The sequence below is a fragment of the Microbispora amethystogenes genome, from assembly GCF_016863015.1.
GTDB classification, from domain to species: Bacteria; Actinomycetota; Actinomycetes; order Streptosporangiales; family Streptosporangiaceae; genus Microbispora; species Microbispora amethystogenes.
On sequence record NZ_BOOB01000037.1, the window covers coordinates 34,442 to 59,575 of the forward strand.

25 protein-coding genes and 1 pseudogene are annotated in these 25,134 nt (G+C 71.8%); 15 read left to right on the forward strand and 11 right to left on the reverse strand.

Going from position 1 to position 25,134, the window contains the following annotated elements; translation table 11 throughout:
- The first annotated feature begins 10 nt into the window (after positions 1-10).
- The 4 genes from Mam01_RS23240 to Mam01_RS23255 all read left to right on the forward strand — a co-directional run bounded on the left by Mam01_RS23240 (position 11) and on the right by Mam01_RS23255 (position 3,181).
- Positions 11-571, forward strand: a complete 561-nt coding sequence (locus tag Mam01_RS23240; RefSeq protein WP_150934194.1) for a helix-turn-helix domain-containing protein — start codon at positions 11-13, stop codon at positions 569-571.
- Entirely contained in the window at positions 564-1,415 is an 852-nt protein-coding gene (locus tag Mam01_RS23245) for an SRPBCC domain-containing protein (protein ID WP_239101537.1), read from the forward strand. Before Mam01_RS23240 ends, Mam01_RS23245 begins: the two co-directional genes overlap by 8 nt.
- A gap of 110 nt (positions 1,416-1,525) precedes the next feature.
- The gene (locus Mam01_RS23250) at positions 1,526-2,008 is read left to right on the forward strand and encodes a cation:proton antiporter regulatory subunit (protein WP_204287336.1); all 483 of its coding nucleotides are present in this window, start codon (positions 1,526-1,528) and stop codon (positions 2,006-2,008) included.
- A 9-nt stretch (positions 2,009-2,017) separates the two neighbouring features.
- Positions 2,018-3,181 (forward strand): cation:proton antiporter, encoded by a 1,164-nt coding sequence (locus tag Mam01_RS23255; RefSeq protein ID WP_150934197.1) that lies wholly within the window; start codon positions 2,018-2,020, stop codon positions 3,179-3,181.
- On the opposite strand, the gene Mam01_RS23260 is transcribed toward Mam01_RS23255, so the two are convergent.
- Both Mam01_RS23260 and Mam01_RS23265 read right to left on the reverse strand, forming a co-directional pair.
- Positions 3,153-3,962 (reverse strand): cytochrome c oxidase assembly protein, encoded by an 810-nt coding sequence (locus Mam01_RS23260; protein ID WP_204287337.1) that lies wholly within the window; start codon positions 3,960-3,962, stop codon positions 3,153-3,155. The genes Mam01_RS23255 and Mam01_RS23260 overlap by 29 nt on opposite strands.
- Positions 3,959-4,504 (reverse strand): DUF2243 domain-containing protein, encoded by a 546-nt coding sequence (locus Mam01_RS23265; protein ID WP_239101538.1) that lies wholly within the window; start codon positions 4,502-4,504, stop codon positions 3,959-3,961. Before Mam01_RS23265 ends, Mam01_RS23260 begins: the two co-directional genes overlap by 4 nt.
- A 153-nt stretch (positions 4,505-4,657) precedes the next feature.
- Between Mam01_RS23265 and Mam01_RS23270 the strand changes: the two genes are divergently transcribed.
- Complete coding sequence (locus Mam01_RS23270; RefSeq protein ID WP_204287338.1) at positions 4,658-5,086, forward strand: glutaredoxin domain-containing protein; 429 nt, start codon at positions 4,658-4,660, stop codon at positions 5,084-5,086.
- Between the two features lie 371 nt (positions 5,087-5,457).
- Here the strand turns inward: Mam01_RS23270 and Mam01_RS23275 are convergent, their stop codons facing one another.
- The gene (locus Mam01_RS23275) at positions 5,458-6,204 is read right to left on the reverse strand and encodes an MBL fold metallo-hydrolase (protein WP_204287339.1); all 747 of its coding nucleotides are present in this window, start codon (positions 6,202-6,204) and stop codon (positions 5,458-5,460) included.
- 158 nt (positions 6,205-6,362) lie between these two features.
- Between Mam01_RS23275 and Mam01_RS23280 the strand changes: the two genes are divergently transcribed.
- From Mam01_RS23280 to Mam01_RS23300, 5 genes are all read left to right on the forward strand, one after another.
- Positions 6,363-8,582 carry an ATP-binding protein gene (locus Mam01_RS23280; RefSeq protein ID WP_204287340.1) on the forward strand — a complete coding sequence of 740 codons (2,220 nt, stop codon included), beginning with the start codon at positions 6,363-6,365 and terminating at the stop codon, positions 8,580-8,582.
- A gap of 114 nt (positions 8,583-8,696) precedes the next feature.
- Positions 8,697-9,206 (forward strand): alpha/beta fold hydrolase, encoded by a 510-nt coding sequence (locus Mam01_RS23285; RefSeq protein WP_204287341.1) that lies wholly within the window; start codon positions 8,697-8,699, stop codon positions 9,204-9,206.
- Between the two features lie 46 nt (positions 9,207-9,252).
- A complete protein-coding gene (locus tag Mam01_RS23290) occupies positions 9,253-12,066 on the forward strand; it encodes a helix-turn-helix transcriptional regulator (protein WP_204287342.1) in 2,814 nt (937 codons plus the stop codon).
- 160 nt (positions 12,067-12,226) lie between these two features.
- Positions 12,227-13,036 carry an alpha/beta hydrolase gene (locus Mam01_RS23295; RefSeq protein WP_204287343.1) on the forward strand — a complete coding sequence of 270 codons (810 nt, stop codon included), beginning with the start codon at positions 12,227-12,229 and terminating at the stop codon, positions 13,034-13,036.
- Between the two features lie 19 nt (positions 13,037-13,055).
- Positions 13,056-13,841: an SDR family NAD(P)-dependent oxidoreductase gene (locus Mam01_RS23300; protein ID WP_204287344.1), complete on the forward strand. Its 786-nt coding sequence runs from the start codon at positions 13,056-13,058 to the stop codon at positions 13,839-13,841.
- A 17-nt stretch (positions 13,842-13,858) separates the two neighbouring features.
- Here Mam01_RS23300 and Mam01_RS23305 read toward each other — a convergent pair whose 3' ends face one another.
- Positions 13,859-15,004: an RNA polymerase sigma factor gene (locus tag Mam01_RS23305; protein WP_204287345.1), complete on the reverse strand. Its 1,146-nt coding sequence runs from the start codon at positions 15,002-15,004 to the stop codon at positions 13,859-13,861.
- Positions 15,001-15,408: a YciI family protein gene (locus tag Mam01_RS23310; RefSeq protein ID WP_204287346.1), complete on the reverse strand. Its 408-nt coding sequence runs from the start codon at positions 15,406-15,408 to the stop codon at positions 15,001-15,003. The genes Mam01_RS23305 and Mam01_RS23310 overlap by 4 nt, the downstream gene beginning before the upstream one ends.
- A 199-nt stretch (positions 15,409-15,607) precedes the next feature.
- Between Mam01_RS23310 and Mam01_RS23315 the strand changes: the two genes are divergently transcribed.
- Positions 15,608-16,561: a tyrosine-type recombinase/integrase gene (locus tag Mam01_RS23315; RefSeq protein WP_204287347.1), complete on the forward strand. Its 954-nt coding sequence runs from the start codon at positions 15,608-15,610 to the stop codon at positions 16,559-16,561.
- 6 nt (positions 16,562-16,567) lie between these two features.
- Here Mam01_RS23315 and Mam01_RS37395 read toward each other — a convergent pair whose 3' ends face one another.
- Positions 16,568-17,242: a class I SAM-dependent methyltransferase gene (locus Mam01_RS37395; RefSeq protein ID WP_204287348.1), complete on the reverse strand. Its 675-nt coding sequence runs from the start codon at positions 17,240-17,242 to the stop codon at positions 16,568-16,570.
- 62 nt (positions 17,243-17,304) lie between these two features.
- Complete coding sequence (locus tag Mam01_RS23325) at positions 17,305-17,883, reverse strand: TetR/AcrR family transcriptional regulator (protein WP_204287349.1); 579 nt, start codon at positions 17,881-17,883, stop codon at positions 17,305-17,307.
- 129 nt (positions 17,884-18,012) lie between these two features.
- On the opposite strand from Mam01_RS23325, the pseudogene Mam01_RS36855 reads away from it, so the two are divergent.
- Positions 18,013-19,212: pseudogene (locus tag Mam01_RS36855) on the forward strand (MFS transporter); the annotation flags it as partial.
- 130 nt (positions 19,213-19,342) lie between these two features.
- Here the strand turns inward: Mam01_RS36855 and Mam01_RS23330 are convergent.
- The 3 genes from Mam01_RS23330 to Mam01_RS23340 form a co-directional block, all read right to left on the reverse strand.
- Positions 19,343-19,879: a GNAT family N-acetyltransferase gene (locus Mam01_RS23330; protein ID WP_239101539.1), complete on the reverse strand. Its 537-nt coding sequence runs from the start codon at positions 19,877-19,879 to the stop codon at positions 19,343-19,345.
- A gap of 238 nt (positions 19,880-20,117) precedes the next feature.
- Positions 20,118-20,717 carry a DUF4865 family protein gene (locus Mam01_RS23335; protein WP_239101551.1) on the reverse strand — a complete coding sequence of 200 codons (600 nt, stop codon included), beginning with the start codon at positions 20,715-20,717 and terminating at the stop codon, positions 20,118-20,120.
- Between the two features lie 20 nt (positions 20,718-20,737).
- On the reverse strand, positions 20,738-21,304 hold the full coding sequence (locus Mam01_RS23340; RefSeq protein ID WP_204287352.1) for a TetR/AcrR family transcriptional regulator: 567 nt from the start codon (positions 21,302-21,304) through the stop codon (positions 20,738-20,740).
- 208 nt (positions 21,305-21,512) lie between these two features.
- On the opposite strand from Mam01_RS23340, the gene Mam01_RS23345 reads away from it, so the two are divergent.
- Both Mam01_RS23345 and Mam01_RS23350 read left to right on the forward strand, forming a co-directional pair.
- On the forward strand, positions 21,513-22,136 hold the full coding sequence (locus Mam01_RS23345; protein ID WP_150934510.1) for a lysophospholipid acyltransferase family protein: 624 nt from the start codon (positions 21,513-21,515) through the stop codon (positions 22,134-22,136).
- A gap of 66 nt (positions 22,137-22,202) precedes the next feature.
- Positions 22,203-23,822 carry a penicillin-binding transpeptidase domain-containing protein gene (locus Mam01_RS23350; RefSeq protein ID WP_204287353.1) on the forward strand — a complete coding sequence of 540 codons (1,620 nt, stop codon included), beginning with the start codon at positions 22,203-22,205 and terminating at the stop codon, positions 23,820-23,822.
- 26 nt (positions 23,823-23,848) lie between these two features.
- On the opposite strand, the gene Mam01_RS23355 is transcribed toward Mam01_RS23350, so the two are convergent.
- Positions 23,849-24,130, reverse strand: a complete 282-nt coding sequence (locus Mam01_RS23355; RefSeq protein ID WP_204287354.1) for a DUF3040 domain-containing protein — start codon at positions 24,128-24,130, stop codon at positions 23,849-23,851.
- 162 nt (positions 24,131-24,292) lie between these two features.
- Here Mam01_RS23355 and Mam01_RS23360 point away from each other — a divergent pair, with 162 nt between their 5' ends.
- Positions 24,293-25,021 (forward strand): class I SAM-dependent methyltransferase, encoded by a 729-nt coding sequence (locus tag Mam01_RS23360; protein ID WP_204287355.1) that lies wholly within the window; start codon positions 24,293-24,295, stop codon positions 25,019-25,021.
- Positions 25,022-25,134 lie beyond the last annotated feature (113 nt).

Genomic DNA, 25,134 nt, shown 5'->3' on the forward strand with positions numbered 1-25,134 from the left:
TGTTTTTGCGATGAGAGACGTCCTGTACCTGGATCAGATCGAGCAAGCGGAAGCCCTGCTCAAGCCGCAGCGCATCGAGGTGCTGCGGCAACTGGCCGAGCCGCGCACCTGCACCGAGGTGGCGGCGGTGCTCGGCCAGACCCCCCAGCGCGTGTACTACCACGTCAAACGCCTCGTGGAGGCCGGCCTGGTGCAGCAGGTCTCCGAGCGGCGGGTGCGCGGCATCACCGAGGGCATCTACCGGGCGAGCGCCAGGTCCTACTGGCTGTCGCCCGGCCTCGTCGGCCGGATCGGCGGACTGCGGCGGCGGCAGGACGAGCTCAGCCTCGGTTACCTGCTCGACCTGATGGAACAGGTGCAGGCCGACGTCGCCGCCCTCGACCGGACGGCGCCGGAACTGCCGTCCATCGGCGTCTCCGGGGAGATACGCGTCACCCCCGAACGCCGTCAGGAGTTCCTCAACGACCTGCGGTCCGCACTTCAGGACCTGTTCACCCGCTACGGCGGCACCGAAGGCGACGCCTTCAAACTCGCCGTGGCCTGCTACCCCAAGGGAGACGACAGTGAGTGAGCCGATGATCATCCGCGTCCGCCTCGATGCCCCGATCAAGGAGGTGCGCCACGCGCTCACCGACCCCGCGGCGATGCGGGTGTGGCTGGCCGAGCACGCCGAGGTGGACCTGCCCGAGCGGTACGAGTTCTGGGGCCGCCGCACCCCCGAGGGCGAGGCCCCCCACCAGCGCCTGCTGCACGCCGACGACCACACCCTGCGCTTCACGTGGCTGCTCGACGGCGAGGAGACCACCACGGAGATCACCCTGCGGGAGGAGGACGCCGGCACGACCGTCCTGACCCTGTCGCAGACCCACTTCGACTTCCAGGACGCCATCACCGGGGCGAGCATCCGCGGGGTGCTGCAGGTGTTCTGGTCGCTCGCCCTCTCCAACCTCGCCGACCACGTGCAGGGACGGGAGATCGGCCCGCAGCCCGACTACACCACCACCGACTTCCGCGGTCACCTGGACATCGCCGCGCCCGTGTCCACGGTGTACGAGTCGCTGATCGACTCCGACAAGGCCACGGAGTGGTTCGGGTACCCCATCGGCATCGAGCCGTACGTCGGCGGGCGCTTCGCGATGGGCGGCCTCGACGCCAACCCCCAGCCCGCCAAGATCATCGACCTGGTTCCCGACAGCGCGATCTCGGTCGACTGGGGACCGATGGGCGTCGTCACCTGGGACCTGGAGGACACCGGCGGCGCCACCCGCCTGACGTTCGTCCAGAGCGGCTTCGACACCGCCAACCCGCCGTACGGCGCCTGGACCGGATGGCTGTCCGGCCTCGCCGAGCTGCGCCGCTACCACGAGCAGCCGAACTGGCGCGCGATCTGGATCGCCGACGACCAGGCGGCCTGACGCCCGAGCACCGTCGTCCCGCCGCCGAACGACACCGGCGGCGGGACGACGGCGTCTTATTGGTAGGTTCTCCGGACAAGTATCCACATTACGAACGGAGGAGCAGCGCCGTGGAAGTCGAGCAGACGGTGTTGCCGGGGATCGGATTGCGGCACGAGTTCACCACTCGCTCGGGCCGGCGCATCGGGGTCGTCTCCCACCGCACGGGACGGCGCGACCTCGTCATCTACGACCCCGACGATCCCGACAGAGCGTGTGAGACCGTCAAACTCAACGACGAGGAAGCCGACGCGCTCGTCGAGCTCCTGGGCGCCCCCCGCATCGTCCAGCGCCTGAACGCCATGCACCGCGAGGTCGAGGGCCTGGTCAGCCTCCAGGTTGTGATCACACCCGGCTCCCGCTACGACGGCCGTCCCATGGGCGACGCGCAGGTGCGCACCCGCACCGGCGCCTCCATCGTCGCCGTGGTCCGCGCCGGACGCGTCTTCGCCAGCCCCGCACCCGACTTCGTCCTGACCGGGGACGACATCGTGGTCGTGGTGGGCGGCGAGGAGAGCACCACCGCCGTCGCCGACATCTTCGCCAGCGGCTGAGGGCAGCGCGTGCACAACACCGCAATACTCTTCCTCGAATTCGGCGCCGTCGTCCTCGGACTCGGCATTCTCGGAGCACTGGCGCTGCGCGTCGGCATCTCCCCCATCCCTCTCTATCTCCTCGCCGGCCTCGCCTTCGGCACCGGCGGCATCCTCCCGCTGGGCACCAGCGAGGACTTCATCGCCACCGGCGCCGAATTAGGCGTCATCCTCCTGCTGCTCACCCTCGGCCTGGAATACAACGCCGACGAACTGGTGACCAGCCTCAAGGGCAACGCCCGCGCCGGTCTGGTCGACCTCCTGCTCAACGCCGCCCCCGGCGCGATCCTCGCCCTGCTGCTCGGCTGGGGACCCGTCGCCGCGGTCGCCATGGCGGGCGTCACCTACGCCACCTCCTCCGGAATCACCGCAAAGGTCCTCTCCGACCTGGGCTGGATCGGTAACCGCGAGACCCCGGTCGTGCTGTCGCTGCTGGTGTTCGAAGACCTCACGATGGCGGTCTACCTCCCGGTCCTGACCGCCATGCTGGCCGGCCTGAGCCTCGTCGCCGGGGCGGTCACCGTGGCCATCGCGCTGGCCGCGGTCAGCGTGGTGCTGCTCGTCGCGCTCCGCTTCGGCCGCTACATCGAGGCGTTCGTCGCCAGCCCCAACTCCGAGGTGCTCGTGCTCAAGGTGGTCGGGCTCGCGCTGCTGGTCGCCGGGCTGGCCCAGCAGCTGCAGGTCTCGGCCGCGGTCGGCGCGTTCCTGGTCGGCATCGCCCTGTCGGGCGAGCTCGCCGAGGACGCCCACGCGCTGCTCGCTCCCCTGCGCGACCTGTTCGCCGCCGTGTTCTTCGTCTTCTTCGGCCTGCAGACCGACCCGACCAAGATCCTGCCCGCGGCCGGGCTGGCGGCCGGCCTCGCCCTGGTCACGATGATCACCAAGTTGATGACCGGGATCTACGCGGCCCGCCGCGCGGGCATCGCCCGCGCCGGACGGGTGCGCGCCGGCATCGCGCTCATCCCCCGCGGCGAGTTCAACATCGTCATCGCCGGGCTGGCCGTGGCCGCCGGCGCCCACCCCGATCTGGGTGCCCTGGCCGCCGCGTACGTCCTCATCCTCGCGGCCTTCGGCCCGCTGGCGGCCCGCCTGGTGCAGCCGCTCCTCACCAAGATCGCCGCGCGTACCGCGTGACGGCCGGCCCGCGCCCCGCACCCGTGCGGGGCGCGGGCCGCCACGTGGCGACCAAGGCCGCCGCGAGAAGAAGCTCGGCGATGTCGCCGCCGTAGTACATGATCTCCGCTCCGCCCTGGACCTCGGCGATCGGGGCGTGCACGTCCACCCAGAAGCCGCCGTACATCAACTGGGCCACGACGGCGTGCACGGCGACGGCGCAGCCGAGGTACACCAGGCGGGCACGGACCCCGGGCCGGCCCGGCGCCGGATCGGGCCCGGCGATCACGTAGGCGAACAGGCAGCCCGACAGCAGGAAATGCGCGTGCAGCAGCCAGTGCCCCGCCGCCGACGTCGTGGCCGCGTTGTAGAGCGGGGTGAAATACAGCACCACGAGGCTGCCGGTGGACAGCAGCAGCGCGACCACCGGATGCGCCACCACCCGGGCGGGACGGCTGTGCAGCACGGCGGTCAGCCGCCGCCCGCCGCCGGCGGGCAGGGCGCGCAGCATCAGGGTGACCGGCGCGCCGAGCACCAGCGCGAGCGGTGCGTACATGCCGACGATCAGGTGCTGGACCATGTGACCGCGGAAGTCGGCGTGGGCGAACGACGCGACGGGCGGCGCCGGCGCCGCGCCCAGCAGGGCGAGCCCGGCGACGAACCCCGCCGTACGCCACCGGCTCCAGCCCCGCGCGGGATTGCGGCGGCGGGCCCGCCGCGCCAGGCACAGGTAGCCGATCGCGCACCCGAGCACGGCCAGGATCGGCAGCGAGCCCGTGACGTGGGCGCCGTGTTCTGTCACTGCTCTACCAGCTCGAAGGACCGCCCGCTCCGCGCCAGCAGGTAACCCCCGGCGACCAGCAGCGCCCCCAGGACGAGGAACGCGATGTCCCACCACAGCTGGTGCGGCCCGCCGTGCACGTGATGGATGGCCAGGAGGTGATGGTCCACGACGCCCTCGACGAGGTTGAACAGTCCCCACCCGGCCAGGATCCAGCCCCACAGCACCCGCGAGCCCCACACCCGGCGGCGGTCCCGCGTGACCCGGGAGTACAGGATCGCCAGGCCGGCCAGGACCGCCAGCCAGCACACGGTGTGGAACAGGCCGTCCCACACCGTGTTCATCTCCAGCCCGGAGACGGTGCGCGGATCGTAGTACCGCACGCCGATGTGATCGCTGTCGGTGCCGCTCAGCATGTGATGCCACTGCAGGATCTGGTGCAGCAGGATCCCGTCGGCGAATCCGCCCAGTCCCACGCCCAGCACGATGCCCGGCAGCCGGAGACCGACCGGTTCCAGCCCGGCGCGGGTCCCGCCCGCGGTGGTCGCCATCGGCTCGTCCACCCCTCCGTCCTCGGCACCGGTGATCGGGTCCAGTGATCAGGTCCCCGCCAGGTTCCCGGGACGGACGGATCCAGTCACGCGGACGCGCGCGGATCGGCCGCGTGACCTACCAACTTTTGCGGCGCGGGAGAACCGCCGGATAGCGTGACCACCATGGTGCGCGGATGGACACTGCCGGTCGTCTTCCTGGCCTGCGGGATCGCCTCGGCGTTCCGGCAGACGGCCCAGGGGTCAACCGGCGGCGCCGTCACGCTCTTCCTGCTGTTTCTGTTCGCCGCCGCCCTCCTGTCTCCCCTGGCGTTCCCGAGATCGATCGGCGCGGCCGAGGCACGGCGCCGCAGCGAGGCCGACGGCCGCCCGATCGTCTACTGGCGCCCGGGCTGCCGCTACTGCCTCCGGCTCCGGCTGCGCCTCGCCCGCGACGCCCGGCGGCTGCACTGGGTGAACATCTGGCGGGACCCCGAGGGCGCGGCGGCGGTCCGCGCCGCCACCGGCGGGGACGAGACGGTGCCGACCGTCGTGGTCGCCGGCAGCCCTCACGTCAACCCCGACCCCGAATGGGTACGCCGCCACCTCCCCTGACCACGCACATCTGCGGCGCAGTCAGGGACGGATGCCGAAGGGGCCGAGCAGACCGGTGTCGATTCGCATGGACTCCAGCAGGCCGAAGGCGTTGTCCTTGGTGAACACGTCGGCGGCGGCCAGAGTGCCGAGGTAGTCGGCGATGACCGGGGCGGCGGCCTGCTCGGCGACCGCGTTCAGGTAGGCGGCGAAGACCGCCCACGAGTTGCCGGCTGGACCGTACCTGGCGAAGAACGGCGCCGGGTCGAGGCTGGAGACCGTGTCACGGACGCTGGTCTGCAGGTCGGCCAGGTATCGCTGTTGCAGGTGTCCGTCGGCGCGGGTGCCGAGGCGGCCGAGGTGACCACCGACGAGGGTGCGCCACGGATAGCTCAGGCGATGCCGTGGGCCCGCAGCCAGCCGGGGATGTCCTGGGAGACGGCGAGGTTCTTGAACGGCACCCAGCCGGGATAGAGCACGTCGACCACCATCAGCGTCTGCTGCTGGGGGGCGTAGACGAAGATGTTGTCGGGTGAGTGGTTGGGGCCGTGGTAGGCCAGTTCGAGACGCTCGCCGCCGACCTCCAGGACGTGGTGGTCGTCGAAGGTGAGCGTGGGCGCCGGCCGGTTCGGGTCCGCGTCCCGGCGCAGGAATCTCGCGGTCTCGGTATGTCCGATGCGGACGACGTCCCTGCCGAAGATCGAGGCGGCCCCGATGTGGTCGGCGTGCGAGTGGGAGTAGACGAGGTGGGTCACCTTCCGGGGACGGCCGTTCGCCCGGGTGACCTCCTCGATGGCGCGCAGCAGGTTGTGCCCGATGGTGGGTGGCGCGTCGACGAGGACGACGCCCTGGCGCGTGGTCAGGAACATGGCCTGGTAGGAGGAGTCGGTGACCCAGTGCAGGTCGCCGTCGATCCGGCCGACGAAGTAGCCCCTGTCGTTGAGCGCCGGGCCCTTCGACGCCTCGGGGATGGGCGCGTAGTCGGGGAGTACGCCGGACGCCCGCGCCTCACCGGCCCCGAGCAGGCCGGCGGCCAGGGGCAGCGCCGATGTGACGGCTGCTCGGGCGAGGAAGGTTCGCCTACTCGAGTGGGTGGTGGACGCCGTGGCATCGCTGCCTGTGGCGCGATCTGCGTTCATGGGGCACACCGTAGAAACCGGCCCGCCTGCCGCGCGTGCGTCACCTGACTGCGTCACCGAGCGCTATGGGGCACAGGTCTTCCCCGTAAGCTGTGGGTGATCTCCATTGCTTCGCGGAGTAGGAGCACCCGATCACCACCCCACCCAGCTTCGCCGAGGTGCTGCGCCGTCATCGGCACGCGGCGCGTCTGACACTGGAGAAGCTCGCCGAGGCCTCGGGAGTCAGCGCACGGACGCTGTCGGACATGGAACGCGGACGCAGCAAGGGCCCCCAGCATCGGACCGTCACCGCACTGGCCGACGCCCTCGGCCTGACGGACGCCGACCGCAAACAGCTCGTCGAGCTGGCGCGCGAGGGCCGCCTGCGCGATCACTGGGACCGCCCGACCGGGCTGTGCGAGCTGCCGCGCTCCGTCGACGACTTCACCGGCCGGGCCGCAGGACTGGCCTGGATCAGCGAGCTCCTAGGCGCTGAGAACGCGAGTGTGGTGCTCATCACCGGCTCCGCCGGGCTGGGCAAGACCACGCTGGCCGTCCGCGCCGCCCACACCTTGAGGCCGGACTTCCCCAAGGGGGTGCTCTTCCTCGACCTGTTCGGTATGTCCCCACAGCCCCTGGCCGTCGACGACGCCCTGGGCATGTTGCTTCGCGCACTCGGCACGGCGGAGCAGCAGATCCCGCGCGACGTCGCCGGGCGCGCTTCCCTCTACCGGTCCCTGCTGCGTGACCGGCACGTGCTGATCGTGCTCGACAATGCCGCCTCCGAGGAGCAGGTCCGGCCGCTGCTGCCGGGCGGCGGCGCGGGCAAGGCCCTGGTGACCAGCCGCCGCCTGCTGGCCGGCCTGGAAGGAGTGCGCAGACTCGGTCTCGGGTCCCTGCCCCTGCTCGAAGCCACCGAGCTGCTGACGGGAATCCTCAAGGACCGCAGCACCTCGGACGACGGATCGGCCGTCTCGCAACTCGCACAGATGTGCGGCGGTCTGCCCCTCGCGCTCCGGATCGCCGGAAATCGGCTGGTCAGCCGGCCCGGCTGGAACGCCGCCGACCTCGCCGCCCGGATGACGAACGAGGAGCGCCGCCTCGACCAGCTCAGCGCCGGCGATCTCAAGATCGCCAGCGCCTTCGGGTTGTCCTACGAGCAGCTGGCCGACGCGCCGCGGCGGGTCTTCCGCCGTCTCGCCCTGGTGCCGGGGCGCAACTTCGACGCCGCCCTGGCCGCCGTGGTGGGCGGCACATCGATCGAGGGGGCATGGGACGCCCTCGACGAACTCGTCGACCTCGGTCTGCTGCAGGACAGCACGTCGGGCCGCTACCGCTTCCACGACCTGGTCCGGCTGTTCGCCCGCGACCGGCTTCAGCAGGAGGAGCCCGCGGCCGATCGCGACGCGTTCACCGAGGCGATGACATCGTGGCTGCTGCGGATGGCGACGACCGCCGGACGGTGGTTCGAACCCGGGTACGGTGATCCTGGTCACGCCGGCCCCGACACCACCGGCCTGTCCTCCCCGGAGGAGGCCGACCACTGGCTGCGTGTGAACGCGGACAACTGGCTGGGCGCGTTACGTCACGGGGCGAGCATCGGCCGGTACGCCGCCGTCCTCGACTGCGCCGAGTCGATGGACTGGTTCTCCGACCGGTGGATGCACGCGCCGCACTGGTACGAGGTCTTCACCCTCGGCGCCGAGGCCGCCGCCGCCCTGGGCGATCCGGCCCGGCAGGCGGTGCTGCTGAACATGCTGGCCTGGGTCCATCTGCTGCCACGGGACGACCCGGAGACCACACTGCGCTACACGGCCCAGGCGACGGAGCTGGCCACCCGCGGTGGTGCCACAGCGCAGGTCGCCCTGGCCCTCCACCATGCGGGGGGCGCGCTTCGACGGCTCGGGCGGCTCGACGAGGCCATCGCGTCGGAGACCCGGGCGGCGGAGATACACAAGAAGAACGGCGACATCGATCGTTACTGCCACTCTCTCGGCGCCCTCGGCACCTGCCTTCGCGATGCCGGACACCACGCCAGGGCACTGGAGCAGTACCTCGACCTGCTGGCCCTGCTGGACGACGACCGCTCGGGGGCGACACCGAGCGTCGCGGCGGTCATCCGGCCGATCGCGCTGGCCCGCGTCGGCGAATGCCTGGGACTGCTCGGCGACCGGGCCGAGGCGATCACCAAGCTCACCGAGGCGATCAGCCTCATGGAGCAGGTCCAGCTGCCCGTCCCGCAGGCCCGCTCCTTGGAGACGCTGGCGGCCATGCTGGCAGAGGAGGAGCGGACCGGCGAGAGCCGCCACGCCTACGCGCGGGCGGCCGAGGTGTACCAGGCCGTCGGCGACGCCGAGGCGAGCACCCGCTGCCACGAACTGGCGAACGCCGCTCCCTGACGGTCTCCGCGCTACTTCTGCGTCCTGTTCTGCGTGGCCGGGCCGCGTGCGCGCGACTTGGATGGAGAGCACCAGGACGGGCTCCGAGCCTGTCCGCCCAGCTCGGGAGCGACCATGACCACCATCAGGAACATCGTGCTCGTACACGGTGGATTCGTGGACGGATCGGGCTGGCAGGGTGTCCACGAGGAGCTGACCAGGGCAGGACTGCGCGCACACATCGTCCAGAACCACATCGTCCAGAACCAGATCGTGCGGAACGCGACGCTGTCGCTGGAGGATGACGTCGCGGCGACCCGCCGGGTCCTGGACGGCCTCGACGGCCCGGCCGTCCTGGTCGGCCACTCCTACGGCGGGGTCGTCATCAGCGAGGCCGGCACGCACCCCAACGTCACGTCGTTGGTGTACATCGCCGCGTTCGCCCCTGACCAGGGCGAACCGGCCTGGCGGCACAAGCCCAGCTGGTACCTCGTCGCGACCGAGGACCGGATGATCCCGCCGCCGGCCCAGCGCATGATGGCCGAGCGCGCCGGAGCGAAGGTCGTCGAAGTCATCGCCGGCCACGCCGTCCACGTCTCCCAGCCCGCCACGGTCGCCGACCTCATCCGCGAAGCCGCCGCCTGACGACGTCCGCCCCCGATCGAGCGCATCAGCGAAAGGCCGGAATCCTTTGACCCTCGTTAACGACGCCGGCTTGGTGCTCGTCCCCGGCGGTCCCCTCGTCACCACTCTCGTCACCCCCACCCTTGACGCCACACCCTCACTTTTCGGGCGGGAGTCCGAACAGCGGCGTCTCGGAGATTTCGTGCACGGCGTCCGCATGACCGGCGGGGCGATGCTGGTGCGCGGCGAGGCGGGAATCGGGAAGACGGCCCTGTTGCTGGACACGGCCGGGCTCGCGGCCGCACATGGCATGCGAATCCTGCGGACGGCCGGCGTGGAATCAGAGACACACATGCCCTTCGCCGGTCTCAATCAGGTGCTGTTTCCGCTTCGCACCGAGTTCGCGGAGCTGCCCACCCCGCAGCGTGACGCGCTGGGAGCAGCGTTCGGGCTGACCGACGTCCGGGTGCCGGACCCGTTCCTCATCGCCCTGGCCACGCTGAACCTCCTGGGCGAGGCCGCCGCCCGCTCGCCCGTCCTGCTCCTGGTCGAGGACGCCCACTGGCTCGACCGCGCCAGCGCCGACGTGCTCGCGTTCGTCGCGCGGCGGCTGGACTCGGAACCGATCCTGCTGCTGGCCGCCATCCGCGACGGCTTCCAGAGCCCGCTCGACAGGGCAGGGCTGCCGGAGCTGCTCCTCGATCGGCTCGACGACGCCGCCGCGACCGCCCTGCTGGAGACGCACAGCCCCACCCTGACATCGGCGGTGCGCACACGGTTGCTGCGGGAGGCCGCGGGAAACCCCCTCGCCCTCGTCGAACTGCCGATCACCGCGGATACGCGAAACGGGAGAAAGCCCCTGCCGCCGGGGTGGCTCCCGCTGACCACCCGTCTGGAACAGACATTCACCGGCCGCATGTCGGGGCTGCCACCGGCCGTCCGGACCACGCTGCTGGTGGCCGCGCTCAACGACGGCACCACCCTTTCCGAGACCCTCGACGCCACCGCGCTGATCACCGGTCTCCCCGTCACCGCGGACGATCTCGCTCCCGCCGTCGCCGTACGGCTGGTCGACGTGCACGAGACCGAAGTGACGTTCCGGCACCCGCTCATGCGCTCGGCCATCTACCAGGGCGCGAGCGTCTCCCAGAGGCACGCCGCGCACGCCGCCCTGGCCGGCGTCCTCACCGGCCGCCCCGACCGCAGCCTCTGGCACCGCGCGGCATCCACCCCCAAGCCGGACGAGACCATCGCCGCCGAACTGGAGACCGCGGCCGGAAGCGTACGACGCCGGGGCGACCTGTTGTCGGCCGTCGCGGCGCTGGAGCACGCGGTCAGGCTCAGCGAGAACCCCGATCACCGGTGCGAACGGCTGGTCCTGGCCGCCGAGTACGCGGCCGAGATGGGACGGCGCGACATCGTCGTGCGACTGCTGGGCGAAGGCGAGCGGCTGCGGCTGTCGCCCCGGCAGCGGGCCCGTATCGTGTGGATCCGCGAGAGCTTCGAGGACGGCATCCGCGACGACAGCGCGGCGGCGCACTCACTGGCCGACCTCGCCGAGAGCATGGCGGCTCAGGGAGACGTCGATCTCGCGCTGAAGCTCCTGTCCAGTGCGTCCCTGCGATGTTTCTGGGCTCATGCCGACGAGCGGGCCCGGCAACGCGTCGTCACCGTGGCCGAGGCCCTGCCCGTCGACGATCTGGACGGGCGGTTGCTGACGGTCCTGGCGTTCGCGGCTCCGATCGAGCGCGGCAAGGTCGTGATCGAGCGGCTACGCCATCTGGCCGCCCACCCGACCGGCGGCCGCCCGCCCGCCCGCCTCCTCGGCAGTTCGGCCTTGATGGTGGGGGCGTTCGACCTGGCAGAGAAATTCTGCGCCGCGTCGCTGCCCGTCCTGCGCGCGCAAGGCCGGCTCAGCCTCCTGGCACGGGACCTCGGAGCACAGGCGTGGAGCGCGGCCCGGCTGGCCGACCTGAGCGTGGCCATTCCCGCGGCCGAGGAGGCCGCCCGTCTGGCGCACGAGACCTCCCAGCCGCTGATGCACGCCATCGCCCAGGCCTCGGGCGCGGTGCTCGCCGCGCTACGCGGCGAGCAGGATCGCGTGGAGATCCTCGGGATGGCGGCCGAGCAGGTGGCCCTGCCCGTCGGAGCCCGCCCCGTTCTGGCCACGGTGCAACTCGCGCGCGGGCTCGCCGCGCTGGGCGAGGGACGTTACGCCGACGCCTTCGACCATCTGCGACGGATGCACGACCCCGCCGATCCCGCCTTCCACCTGGCGTTGCGCTGCTTCTCCGTCGCCGAACTCGCGGACGCCGCGGCGCACAGCGGTCAAGGCCGCGCGATCGCCGGCATCATCGAGGAACTGGAGACGGTGGCGCTCACCACACCGTCGCCGGCCCTGCACGCCGACCTGCGCTACGCCCGGGCCGTTCTGGCCGACGAGGCGGCGGCAGAGCCCTTCTTCGCCGCCGCGCTCGCGGCCGACCTGCGGCGATGGCCCTTCGTGCGGGCCCGGGTGCACCTGGCGTACGGGGAATGGCTACGGCGCCAGCGGCGTACGGCCGAGTCGCGGGCGCCCCTGCGCATGGCGCGCGAGACGTTCGACGCCTTGGGGGTGATCCCCTGGAGCGAGCGAGCGCGTCAGGAGTTGCGGGCCTCCGGCGAGAGCAGCCGCAGCCGCATCAGTGAAGCGCGCGACGTGCTGACCGCGCAGGAACTCCAGATCGCCCAGATGGCGGCCGACGGCCTGACGAACCGGGAGATCGGCGAGAAGCTCTATCTCTCCCATCGAACCGTCAGCTCCCACCTCTACAGGATCTTCCCCAAGCTGGGGATCACCTCGCGATCGGCGCTGAGCACCGCCCTGCGCGCGTCAGCCTGAACTCACCGCTTCGCTCGGGTGACCCTAGGGTGACGCTCGGTGACGCAGTCATGTGACGCTAGCGAGGTGCGCGGAGGCCTTCCTACGGTGAGGCCCTGGTCACCCACATTCATACCGCCGCCGCGACCCAGGCGGTCGAGCACACGCAGAGGAGCAGCCGATGACCGCACCGGCCATTCCCGTCATCTTCATCCACGGCCTGTGGCTACACGCCACCTCCTGGTCCTCCTGGATCGAGCTGTTCACGGCCGCCGGCTACGACGCGACGGCCCCCGGCTGGCCGGGTGACGGCGAAAGCGTCGAACTGTCCCGGAAAGACCCCGACAGCATCGCCGACCACGGCATCGACGACGTCGTCGCCCACTACACGGAGATCATCAACGCTCTGGACGTCAAGCCGATCCTGATCGGCCACTCCTTCGGCGGCATGATCGCCGAAAAACTGCTCGGGCAGGACCTGGCCAGAGCCGCGATCGCGATCGACGCCGCGCAGATCAAGGGCGTGCTGCCGCTGCCGCTGTCGGCGCTGCGCTCGACCCTGCCGGTGTTCAAGAACCCGGCCAACAAGCACCGGGCCGTCTCCCTCACCCTCGACCAGTTCACCTATGCGTTCGGCAACGCCATCCCGGCTCAGGAGGCCGCCGAACTCTACGAACGCTGGACCATCCCCGCACCGGGCAAGCCGCTGTTCGAGGCCGCCGCCGCCAACTTCTCCCCCCACTCCTCCGCCAAGGTCGACACCGGCAACAACGCCCGGGGACCGCTGCTCCTGATCGCCGGCGGCAAGGACCACACCGTCCCCGAGACCGTCACCAAGGCGACGCTCAAGCAGTACCGGGACTCCACCGCGATCACCGACTTCCAGGAGTTCCCCGACCGCGGCCACTCCCTGACCATCGACCACGGCTGGCGTGAGATCGCCGACGCCTGCCTGACCTGGCTCGCCAGGAACGACCTACAGGCACGCTGAAGGCGCCGAAAGGGGTCCCATGGACATGGAACTGCAGGGCAAGGTCGCGGTGGTGACCGGCGCCGGCAAGGGAATCGGCCTGGCCGTCACCCGGGCCCTGGTCGAGGAGGGAGCCCACGTCGTCGCCGGATCACGCCGAAGCACCCCCGAACTGAAAGAACTGGGCGGAAGAGGAAGCGTGCAGGGGGTTGAGGTCGATCTCGCCACCGCCACGGGCCCGGCCGACCTCGTCGCCGCCGCGCTGGCACACGGACGCCTCGACATCCTGGTCAACAACGTCGGCGCGGTCACGCCGCGCCTGACGGGGTTCCTGAACGTCACCGACGAACAATGGCTGCACAGCCTGACACTCAACCTGATGGCGGCGGTGCGCACCACCCGCGCCGCGCTGCCGGCCATGCTCGCGGCCGGGCACGGCAACATCGTCACGATCAGTTCGGTCAACGCCTTCCTGCCCGACCCAGGAGTGATCGACTACAGCGCCGCCAAAGCCGCCCTGACCAACTTCTCCAAGGCCCTGTCGAAGGAGGTCGGGGCCCACGGCATCCGGGTCAACACCATCAGTCCCGGCCCGGTCACCACGGACCTGTGGCTCGGGAAAGAAGGCGTCGCCGCCACCGTCGCCCGCGCGAGCGGCGCCGACCCGGAAGCGGTGGCCAAGCAGACCGCCGCGCAGGCCGAAACCGGCAGGTTCACCCACCCACACGAGATCGCCGACCTGGTGCTGCTCCTGTCCGGCGACCGGGCGGGGAACGTCACCGGCGCCGACTTCGTCATCGACGGAGGACTCACCAAAACCCTGTGAACCTCCCGCCCTCCTGATCAGCGCCGCAGCAGCTGCCGCACCCGCGCGGCCTCCCGGGTGAGGTGGTCGCGCTCCGGCACACTGGCGGCGGCACGCGAAGCCTCGGCGTACAGCTCGGCCGCGCGCTCCAGGTCGCCGGCGCGTTCGTGCAGGTACGCCGTCACCGCGGCATATCGGGGCAGGCCGGGGTCCACGCCGGCCAGCGCCGCCAGGCCGGCCTGCGGCCCGTCCGCCTCCCCCACCGCCACCGCGCGGTTCAACCGCACCACCGGGCTGCCGGTGAGAAGGAGCAGCTCGTCGTACCACTCCACGATCTGCACCCAGTCGGTCTCGCAGGCGGCTGGGGCGTCCGCGTGCAGCGCGGCGATCGCGGCCTGCGCCTGGTATTCGCCCAGCCGGTCACGGGCCAGCGCGGTCTGCAGGATCGTCACCCCCTCGGCGATCAGGCCGGTGTCCCAGCGCGATCGGTCCTGCTCGGCGAGCGGCACCAGGCGGCCTCCCGGGCCGGTGCGGGACGCCCGGCGGGCGTGGTGCAGCAGCATGAGCGCGAGCAGCCCCGCGACCTCGGGTTCCTCGGTCAGGGCGGCGAGCTGACGGGCGAGCCGGATCGCCTCGGCCGCCAGGTCGACGTCTCCGCCGTACCCCTCGTTGAAGACGAGGTAGAGCACCCGCAGAACCGTCCCGAGATCCCCAGCCTGGTCGAGCGGCAGCCCCGCGATCTTCCGCTTCGCCCGGCTGATCCGCTGCGCCATGGTCGCCTCGGGGACGAGGTACGCCGCCGCGATCTGCCGGGTGGTCAGGCCGCCGACCGCGCGCAGCGTCAGGGCGACGGCCGAGGCCGGCGGCAGGGTGGGGTGCGCGCACAGGAAGTAGAGCCGCAGCGTGTCGTCCGTGGCGGGCGCCGGACCGGCGGGAGGCTCGGCCTGTACGGCCACCTCCCGCCCCCGCCGCGACGCCTCGGCCCGGGTGGCGTCGAGGAACCTGTGCCACGCGACCGCGACGAGCCACGCCTTCTGATCGCGCGGTGGATCGTCCGGCCAGGTCGCCAGCGCCCGGATCAGGGCCTCCTGCACGGCGTCCTCGGCCGACGCGAAGTCGGCTCCGCGCCGGACGAGGACACCGATGACCGCGGGCACGAGCTCCCGCAGCAGCGACTCGTTCACTCGGTGACCACGGGCGGCTCGGTGAGGAACGGCCGGACCTCCAGCCACTCGCGGATCGGCTCGCCTCGGGGCCCGGGAGCGGCGGACAGCTCCCCGGCCAGCTCGACCGCGCGGTCCCACGATTCCACGTCGATGACCATCCACCCGGCGATCAGGTCCTTGGTCTCGGCGAACGGCCCGTCGGTCACGGGTGGGCGCCCCTCGCCGTCGTACCGCACGAACGTGCCCTGAGGCGCCAGCGCCTGGCCGTCGACGAACTCGCCCGTCTCCTCCAGGCGGGCGGCGAAGTCGCGCATGTACTGCACGTGCGCGTCGACCTCCTCCGGCTTCCACTGGTCGATCGACCCGTAGTCGACGATGGGAGCCGGGCCACCGCGGTAGTGCTTCAGGAGCAGGTATTTCATCGTGCTTCTCCTTCGTCGTCGTGCGGCCCGTTCGGCCGCTCATGCCCTTGGGACGGAGCCGACGCCACATTCTCGACACACGGCACGAGATTTTTTCGAAGCGGTTCCCCTGCTGGTGAGGTTTCTGATCCTGTCGCTTGATGGTTGTGCAAAAACCCGAGCGCCTTTACATTGTAGATTCATAGTATGATCGGGGCCGATGAGCATCCCCGCGGTTCCCGAGCGGCGCGTCCCCGCACCCTCCACACCCGATCCGTACGAGGTGTATCTCGGCGCGCTGCAGAGCCCGGAGTCCCGGCGCACGATGAAGGGCTGCCTCGACCGCATCGCCCGCCTCGTCACCGGTGACCCCGAGGCCACCGGGGCCGGGCAGCCCTGGGAACTGCTGCGTTACGAGCACACGGTCCGCCTCCGTACGCTGATGCGCGAGCAGGGGTGGTCCCCCTCCCACGTCAACAAGCACCTGGTGGCGCTGCGCCGCGTGCTCAAGGAGGCGTGGCGGCTCGGCCTGATGAGCGGCGAGGACTACCAGCGCGCCGCCGACCTGCCCGCCTACAAGCACACGCGCGTCCCGGCGGGACGGCACGTCGAGGCCGAGGCGCTCGCGGCCGCGCTGGAGGTGTGCGACGAGGACCACTCCCCCGCCGGCCGCCGGGACGGCGCCATGCTGGCGGCGCTGTACTCCAGCGGCTGCCGCCGGGCCGAGATCGCGGGGCTCCGGCTCGCCGACTTCGACCCGCACGCCCGCTCCCTGCGGGTACGTGGCAAGGGCGACAAGGAACGGCTCGTCTACCTGACCCCGCAGGCCGTCGAGCGCCTGAGCCTGTGGCTCGCCGTACGCGGCCGGGCGGCCGGGCCGTTGTTCTGCCCGATCAACAAGGCCGGGCGGCTGCGCCTGGCCCACATGACCGGCCAGGCCATCGCCGACATCGTCTCGCGCCGCCTGGCCGCCGCCGGGGCCTCGCCCCGCACCCCGCACGACTTCCGGCGCACGTTCATCGGCGAACTCCTCGACGCCGGGGTCGATCTCGCCACGGCCCAGGCCCTGGTCGGCCACGCCTCCCCCGCCACCACCGCGCGGTACGACCGGCGGCCCGAGCGCCGCCGCCGCGAGGCCGTCGACCGGCTCCGCGTCCCCGGCGCCCCCGGCTGAGCGTGGTCACCGGCGGCGGACGGCGCGCACGACGACGTCGTGAAGGGGGCCACCATGGCCGGAGAGCGTACGCGCCTGCTCCTCGGCGGTGACGATCTCCCACTCCACGCCGTCCAAGCGAGCGACGACGGCGGCGGAGGTGACCGACGCCTCGGCCGGCGGGTGATGCCCGTGCCCCCCGTGCCCCCCGTGTCCGCCGTGTCCGCCGTGCTCACCGTGTCCGCCGGAGCCGGTGGCGTGCAGGTGCCCCACGATGAGCAGCGTGCCGCCGGGAGCCACCCATCCGGCGATGCGGTCGTAGAACGCCAGCTGCGGCATCGCGGGATGGGCGTAGTGGGTCATGACCAGGTCGAACCGCGTGTCCGGGTCCCAGACGCCCAGGTCCGCCTCCACCCACCGCACGCGCTCGCCCGCCCCGCTCGCCGCCGCGCGGTCGGCGGCCCGGGCGAGGGCCTCGGACGAGATGTCGGCCGCGGTGACCTCCCAGCCGTGCGAAGCGAGCCAGAGCGCCTCGGCGCCGCCGCCGCACCCCGCGTCCAGTGCCGTGCCCGGCGCCAGACCGCCGATCTCACGAGCGAGGTACGGATTCGGCGGGTTGCCGCCCATGGAGCCCGGCCCCCCGTCCCGCCCCTGCCGCCAGTGCCGCTCCCAATAGTCCCTGTCGAACCCGTGCGTCGTCATGCCCCTCATCGTGTGGACAGGCACGACTCATCGCAAATCCCGTTGCCAAACCAGCAAAATGATCAACACTGGGCACGGAAGCCGGAGATCACCAGGTCGATCAGGTGGCCGGTCTCGTCCCGGCCCTCGCCCGCCTGGCCCGCGGCCAGCACCACGGCGTTGACCAGGATCAGGGCGCGCTCGGCGTCGACGTCGGGGCGGATCAGGCCGGCCTCCTGCGCGGGCCGCAACAGTGAGTCGACGGCCCGCGACAGGCTGCTCCGGCAGCTCCGGAACAGCTCGGCCTCGCCGTCGTACCGGCCGGTGATCAGTCCCTTCATCCCGCGGTGCTCGATGAGCAGACCGGCGAACTCGTGCAGCCAGCCGACGAGTGCCGCCAGCGGGTCCTCGGAGGAGGCCGCGAGTTCGTCGGCGCGGACGGCGAGCGCCTGGACGTGCCCGGCGTACACCGCGGCGAGCAGCGCCTCCCTGGTGGGGAACCTGCGATACAGCGTGGCCGTGCCCACGCCCGCCGCCCGCGCGACCTCGCTGAGCGGTGCCTCCGGCCCCTGCTCCTCGAAGACCCGGGTCGCCATCTCCACCAGACGCTCGACGTTGCGCCGGGCGTCGGAGCGCAGTCCCTTCGCGTGATCCGCGGGCATCGTCGGCCTCCAATAAGTGGGCGGGTCGCCCATTTACAAAGTGGGCGGGTCGCCCATATCGTAGTGGGCGCCTGACCAGGACGTGGCCACGCCTGGAGCACCTGCCCGTCTCCCCTGGAAGAGGCTCACATGACCGGACGGCCGGCGATCGTGCTCGCCGTGGTGCTCGCCTGCCAGCTGATGGTCGGGATCGACGCCACCATCGTCAACATCGCCCTGCCCGAGATCCAGGCGCGGCTGCACTTCACGCAGACCGGCCTCGCCTGGGTGTTCAACGCCTACACCCTCGCGTTCGGCGGGTTGCTGCTGCTCGGCGGCCGCGCGGGCGACCTGCTGGGCCGTCGCCGGATGTTCGCCTCCGGCGTACTGCTGTTCACCGCGGCCTCACTGGTCGGCGGTCTCGCCACCCACTCGTGGTGGCTGGTCGCGGCCCGCGCGCTGCAGGGCGCCGGCGGCGCGATGGCCTCGCCGAACGTGCTGTCGCTGATCATGTCCGCGTACGAGGACGGCCCCCGCCGGACCCGGGCGCTCGGCGTGTTCGCCGCGGTCTCCAGCGCCAGCCTCGCCCTCGGCCTGCTCGCGGGCGGCGTGCTGACCTCGGCCGGCTCCTGGCGCTGGGTGTTCTTCGTGAACGTGCCCGTCGGCGCGGCGATCCTCGCCCTCACCCCGGTCTTCGTACGGGAGACGGACAGGCACCCCGGCCGGTTCGACCTCGCGGGCGCGGTCACCGCGACCACCGGCGTCGCCGGGCTGGCCTACGGAGTGATCCGCACCGCCACCTCCGGCTGGGGCGACCCGGTCACCATCGCCGTCTTCGCCGCCGCCTCGCTGCTGCTCGCCGGTTTCACTCTGATCGAAGCCCGGGCCGAACAGCCGATCATGCCGCTGCGGCTGTTCGCCGACCGGCGCAGGGCCGGGGCGTACGTGAACACCCTTCTGGTGCCGAGCACCGTCTTCGCGGTCGTCTACTTCCTCACCCGGTATCTGCGGGAGGGCTTCGGCTACGGCCCGGTGGCGTCGGGCTTCGCGTTCCTGCCCATGACCGTCGTGCTGATGGGCGTGGTCCGCCTCGCCGGCCGGCTGATCACGCGATGGGACGCCCGCCCGGTGATGGCCGCCGGGATCGCCTTCGTCACCGCCGCGTTGCTGTGGCTCTCCCGGCTGACCGGCGGCAGCGGCTACCTGACCGGCGTACTCGGCCCGCTGGTGCTGCTCGGCGCCGGCGCCGGGCTCACCACCGTCTCGCTGAGCGTCACCGCATTGTCGGGCGTACGCCGTGAGGACTCCGGCGCCGGGGCCGGCGTGTTCCAGACACTGCAGTGGACCAGCTGGTCCCTCGGCCTCGCGGTGCTGGTCGCCCTGTATCACGCGGCCGCGGGCGGCGGCGGGGCGGAGTCGATGGCGCGCGGCACCTCCTCGGCGTTCGCCGGCGCGTCGGTGATCGCGGTGCTCGCCCTGCTCAGCACGCTGGCCTTCGTACGCGGTAGAGCACGTGACGGCGCAGCGGATGCCCCTCGGGAAGCACCGGATGGTCGAAGTCTTCCCCCGGGTCGCGGGTCATCCCCAGACGCCGCATCACGGCCTGCGAGCGGACGTTCGGCACCGCCGTGAACGAGACGATCTCGGTCAGCCCCAGCGTGCCGAACCCGTGTTCCAGGGCCGCCCGCGCGGCCTCGGTGGCGTACCCGTGCCCCCAGGCGGATCTGGCGAGCCGCCAGCCGATCTCCACGCACGGCGTGAAGTGCGCGGCGAACCTCGGCACCTGCAACCCGGTGAAGCCGATGAACACGCCGTCCGCCTCGACCGCCCACCAGCCGAACCCGCGCTCCTCGAACACCGCCTCGACGCGCTCGACGAGCGCGTCGCTCTCCTCGCGGGTGAGCGTGGCCGGGAAGTGCTCCATGACGACCGGGTCGGCGTTCAGCGCCGCGAAGGGCTCCTTGTCGTCCTCGCGCCAGCGCCGCAGCACCAGCCTGTCGGTTTCGATGAGATTCACCCCCCGAGAATAGGGGGTGGGAGAAAGCAGGGGCCGGCGTCGGCTAGAGTCGGTTGTGGCCGATGTGGTTTGTGTCCCCCGGGCCGCAAACACCGCCTTCACGGAATACCGTTCGGCTGGAGCCGTGTTGTGCATTCCGCCGAGGAGGCGACCGCCACATCGGCCCTCGACGTGGACGCCCCGCGAGACCCTGTCTCGCGGGGCGTCGTCTTTTGGGGCTGTACAGTCCGTCGGCCCGTCACCAGGCCCGGCCCTCGCGCAGGAGCGCCAGGCCGGGCGCGGACACGTGCAGCACCTCGTAGTGTTCGGCGTCGTAGTGTTCGGTGTCGCCGTGGGAGCCCGGCGCCTCCCGCTCCCACAGGGCGAACGTCATCAGCCTCCAGCGACCGGGATCGAGCGCCAGGGCGGCGGTGTGCAGGCCCGCGACGCCGCCCAGCGCACGCAGGCCCGCCAGTGCCTCCGCGACGCACGCCGTCAGGTCGGCGGTCTCGGGCAAGGAAGTGACGAGGCGGGAGGCGGCCCGCGGGGCCGTTCCCCGCGCCGGGCCGGGCTCGACGGCGAGGCCGGACCACTGCCGCACCGCCGGACGCCCGAAGTCGGCGACGATCCCCTGGAAGCCGCCGCCGCCGACCAGGAACTCCCCCATCCGTCCGGCGTCGTGCCACAGGTAGAACGGGGCGTACTGGTTCACCGGCGACCCCGCCACGCCCCGCTCACGGATCAGGTAGGCCTTGAGGCCGAGCCCGGCCCGGTCGTCGAGGGCGTGCCCGCGCGTCGCCACCCGCTCCCGGATGACCGTCATGTCGTAGTCGGCGGGCAGGGTGATGTCGTACTGCATGGCGTACACGCCGGGGCTCCTCAGGAGGGTCGGGAGGGGGACAGCAGGGCGAGCAGCCCGTCGACGGCCTGGTGGAACGGCTCCGGCGAGGCCGCGGCGCGGGCCAGGACGTATCCGCCCTGCAGCACGGCCACGACGGCGGACGCGGTGGCGGCGGGGTCGAGCCCGGCGCCGATCTCGCCGCGGTCCCGTCCTTCGGCCAGCACCGCCGCGAGCCGGTCGCGCAGCCAGGCGAAGGTCTCCTCCACCGGCCGCCGCAGCGCCGGGTCGGCCATCACCTCGGGGTCCTGGGTCAGCCGGCCGATCGGGCAGCCCCGCAGCACCTCCCGCTCCCGCCGCAGGTAGGCGGAGACGCGCTCGGCGGCCGTGCCCGGCCCGGACAGGATCTCCTCCACCCCCGCACGCATCTCCCCGGCCGTACGGCCGATCGCGGCGAGCGCGAGGTCCGGCTTGCCGGAGAAGTGGTGATACATGCTGCCCTGGCCCGCTCCCGCCCGCTGCTGGATGGCCCGCGGGCTGGTCCCGACGTAGCCGCGCTCCCACAACAGCTCGCGCGTGCTCTCGATCAGGCGATCCGGTGTGCTCATGCTGTACATACTAGTAGGTACAGCGAAGTGTTGGCGATGCCGTACAAAACACGGGAGGGTGTGTTGCAGGGGGCGTACACCTGAACGGCACCCGGCGCGGCCTAGGGTATGTCCGTCGAGCCGAGTCCGAGCCCGAGTCCGAGTCCGGTGGTGCTGAGAAGGAGAGGCCGTGCTCTATTCCGCCCTGAAGGCCGTCAGCGTTCCCGTCATGCACCTGCTGTGGCGGCCGCGGATGGAGGGACGCGAGCACGTCCCCGCGCACGGGCCCGCCATCCTGGCCTCCAACCACCTTTCCGTGCTCGACTCGTTCTTCATGCCGGCGCTGGTGCCCCGCATGGTGCGCTTCGTGGCCAAGAAGGAGTACTTCACCGGCAACCGCCTCGCGGCCGAGTGGATGCGGGCGATGGGGGCCGTGGAGATCGACCGTGAGAACGTCACCGCCGCCCAGGACATGCTCGACGCCGCCGTGGAGGTCCTCAAGGCCGGCGAGCTGTTCGGCATCTACCCCGAGGGCACCCGCTCCCCCGACGGCCGCCTCTATCGCGGCAAGATCGGCGTCGCCTGGCTCTCGCTGACCACCGGCGCGCCGATCGTGCCCGTGGCCATGCTGGGCACCGACAAGGTCCTGCCGCCCGGCGCGTCGGTGCCGCGCCTGCGCCGCATCGGCGTGCGGTTCGGTGAGCCGATGACCTTCACCGGCGACCCCGGCAGCGCCCGGGACCGGCGGCGGGTGACCGACGAGGTCATGGCCGCGATCCAGCGCCTGTCCGGCCAGGAGTACGTGCCCCGGTACGGCGCGAGCGTCAAGGGCGCCGGCGAAACGGGGGTGTGAACAACTGATCAGGCCCCGCTAGGCTCTGGTCCCGACCAAGGGACACGGGCGTGACTGGGGGTACCTGTGCCGCGAGGACGAACTGTCGCGATCTCGGCCGCCGCGGCCGTCGTGGTGGCGGGGGGCGCCGCCGGAGGGGCCTACTACGTGCTGCACACGCGCGGCACGCCGCAGGAGACGGCGACGCGCTTCGCCTCGGCCTGGTCCCGGGGCGACCTCACGGCCATGAAGGCCGAGCTCGCCTCCCCCGCGCCCGGCTTCGACGCGGCGTACGCGGAGCTGACCAAGAACCTGGGGGCCGTCAAGGTCGCCGTACGGGACGTGCGGGCGGGCCAGGCGAAGGACGACCGGGCCACCGCGTCGTTCACCGCCACCGCGAGCCTCAAGGACGTCGGCGACTGGACCTACCAGGGCTCGCTGAGGCTCGTCGTGAAGGACCACTACTGGAAGGTCGACTGGTCGCCCGCCGCGGTCCATCCCTCCCTCGACGGGAACACGCACCTGGCGTTGAAGACGTCATGGCCGCAGCGGGCGTCGATCACCGACGCCAACGGCGACCGCATCGACGGCGGCGACGTGGGCGGCTCGGTGCAGCAGCTCGTCGGCTACCTCGACAAGGCCGGCGACGACGACCTCGGCAAGCTGGGCAGCGCGTACAAGAAGAACGACCCCGTGGGGCGCGCCGGCCTGCAGGAGACCTTCCAGAAGCAGCTCGCCGGCACCCCCACCACCGAGATCCAGGCGGTGGGACCGAGCCGGAAGACCCTGCACTCGATCAAGGGCTCCCCCGGCCGCGACCTGACGACCAGCCTCGACCTCAAGGTGCAGCACGCCGCCGCCGACGCGGTGCGCGACCTGCCGAAGCCCGCCTCACTCGTCGCCGTACGACCCTCGACGGGCGAGATCCTCGCGGTCGTCAACAACAAGGGCGGGTTCAACCGCGCGCTGGACGGCAAGTACGCCCCCGGCTCGACCTTCAAGACGATCACGGCGGCCGGGCTGCTGGCCGAGGGGCTGACCCCGTCGAGCCGGGTGACCTGCCCCAAAGAGGCCGTGGTCGGCGGCATGAAGATCCGCAACTCCGACCACGAGGCCTTCGGGTCGCTGTCGTTCCTGGACTCCTACGCCCACTCGTGCAACACCACCTTCGCCCCGCTCGCCGCCGAGAAGCTGGGGGCCGAGAAGCTGTACGACCTGGCCACCGAACTGGGGTTCAACCAGCCGCTGCGCATCGGCGTCCCGGCCACGCCCGGCAGCATGCCGAAGGCCACCAGCGACGCCGAACTGGCCGCCGAGTCGTTCGGCCAGGGCAGGATCACCGCGAGCCCGCTGGTCATGGCGACCGTGGCCGCGGCGGTCGCGGACGGCTCCTGGCGGCCGCCCACGCTGGTGCCCTCCCGCAAGCAGACCGAGGCTCCCCGGGAACTGCCCGGCGGGGTGGTGAAGGGCCTGCGCTCGATGATGCGGGCGGTGGTCAGCAAGGGCACCGCCCGCAAGGCGGGGCTGCCCTCGGGCACGGCGGGCAAGACCGGGACCGCCGAGTTCGGCACCGGGCCCACGCTCGAATCGCACGCCTGGTTCATGGGCTACCGCGGCGACCTGGCCTTCGCCGTCGTCGTGGAGGCCGGCGGCATGGGCGGCGACGTGGCCGCCCCGGTCGCCGCGCACTTCCTCAAGGCCCTGTAGTCGGTAAGGCCCTGTAGCCGGTTTCGTCACACGGGGAACGCGGCGGCGTCGTGCCGCAGGGCCATGACCAGCAGGGTCGCGATCAGCGTGGCGATGAGCAGCCAGCTCACGGCGATGATCAGCGTGGAGCGGCCCGGCCGGCGGCGGGCGGCGCCCCGCCCCTCCCGGCCCCGCCCCGCGCGGTGGCCGGCACGCTGACTGGCACGGTGGTTGAACGACTCGAGCCTCGCCGCCAGCTTCGGGTCCTCGTCCGTGAGGTGCCGCTCGATCATCGCCAGCATCCGCTCTTCGTCCTGCGACCAGGCCATCGCGCAACACTCCCAGAACGCAAGGTATGTGCCGACGTTGTCCCCAACGATGAAGATCGTTAGCCGTTTCCAGGACCGCGATTTACGATGAGTTGCCAATAGGGGTTCGGCGTACGGGCGGCCCCGCGGCGTTTCGTCCGGGTGACGCTACGATCGCCCGGCATGGGGCACGACCTGCACGCTCTCAACGACTTGAACGACGCGAACGACTTGAACGACCTGGACGCCGAGGCGTTCGTCCGCGCGCACACCAGGCCGGCGGCCGTGCCGTACGTGCCGGAGATCCGGCTGCGCCTGGCCGTCGACGACGGCACTCACGGCACTCACGGCGCTCACGGCGCTCACGGCGAGGAGCACGCCGAGCTGTACGAGATCTGGGAACGGGCCGGGGGGCTGCCCTTCTGGGCGTACCCCTGGGCCGGCGGGCAGGCGCTCGCGCGCCACGTGCTCGATCACCCGGAGACCGTGCACGGCCGGACCGTGCTCGACCTCGCCACCGGGTCGGGGCTGGTCGCCGTGGCCGCCGCGCTGGCCGGCGCCGCCCTGGTCGTGGCCAACGACGTCGACCCGTACGCGCTGGCGGCCGTGCGGCTCAACGCCGCCGCCAACGGCGTCGCCGTACGGGTCCTCGGCGGCGACCTGCTCGACGGCGCGCCGGACGAGGAGGTCGTGCTCGCCGGAGACGTCTTCTACGAAAGGCCCCTGGCCCTGCGGGTCGCCCCCTTCCTGTCCAGGGCATCGGGGGTGGTCCTCACCGGGGTGCCCGACCGGGCCTGCTCCTACCTGCCGGACGGCGTGTTCGAGCCGGTGGGCGTGCACGAGCTGCTCACCCTCCTGGAGGATGCACCCCGGAAGCGGACGACGATATATCGGCTTTCCGGCCGACATTGAAGTAAGTGACCCACATCACAGCAACAGATGAACTGCCGATGACGTCATAGGGAAGGGGATCTTCACCGACACGGACGGGGCGTGATTGTGGTTTCTCTACGCAGAATCGGGGC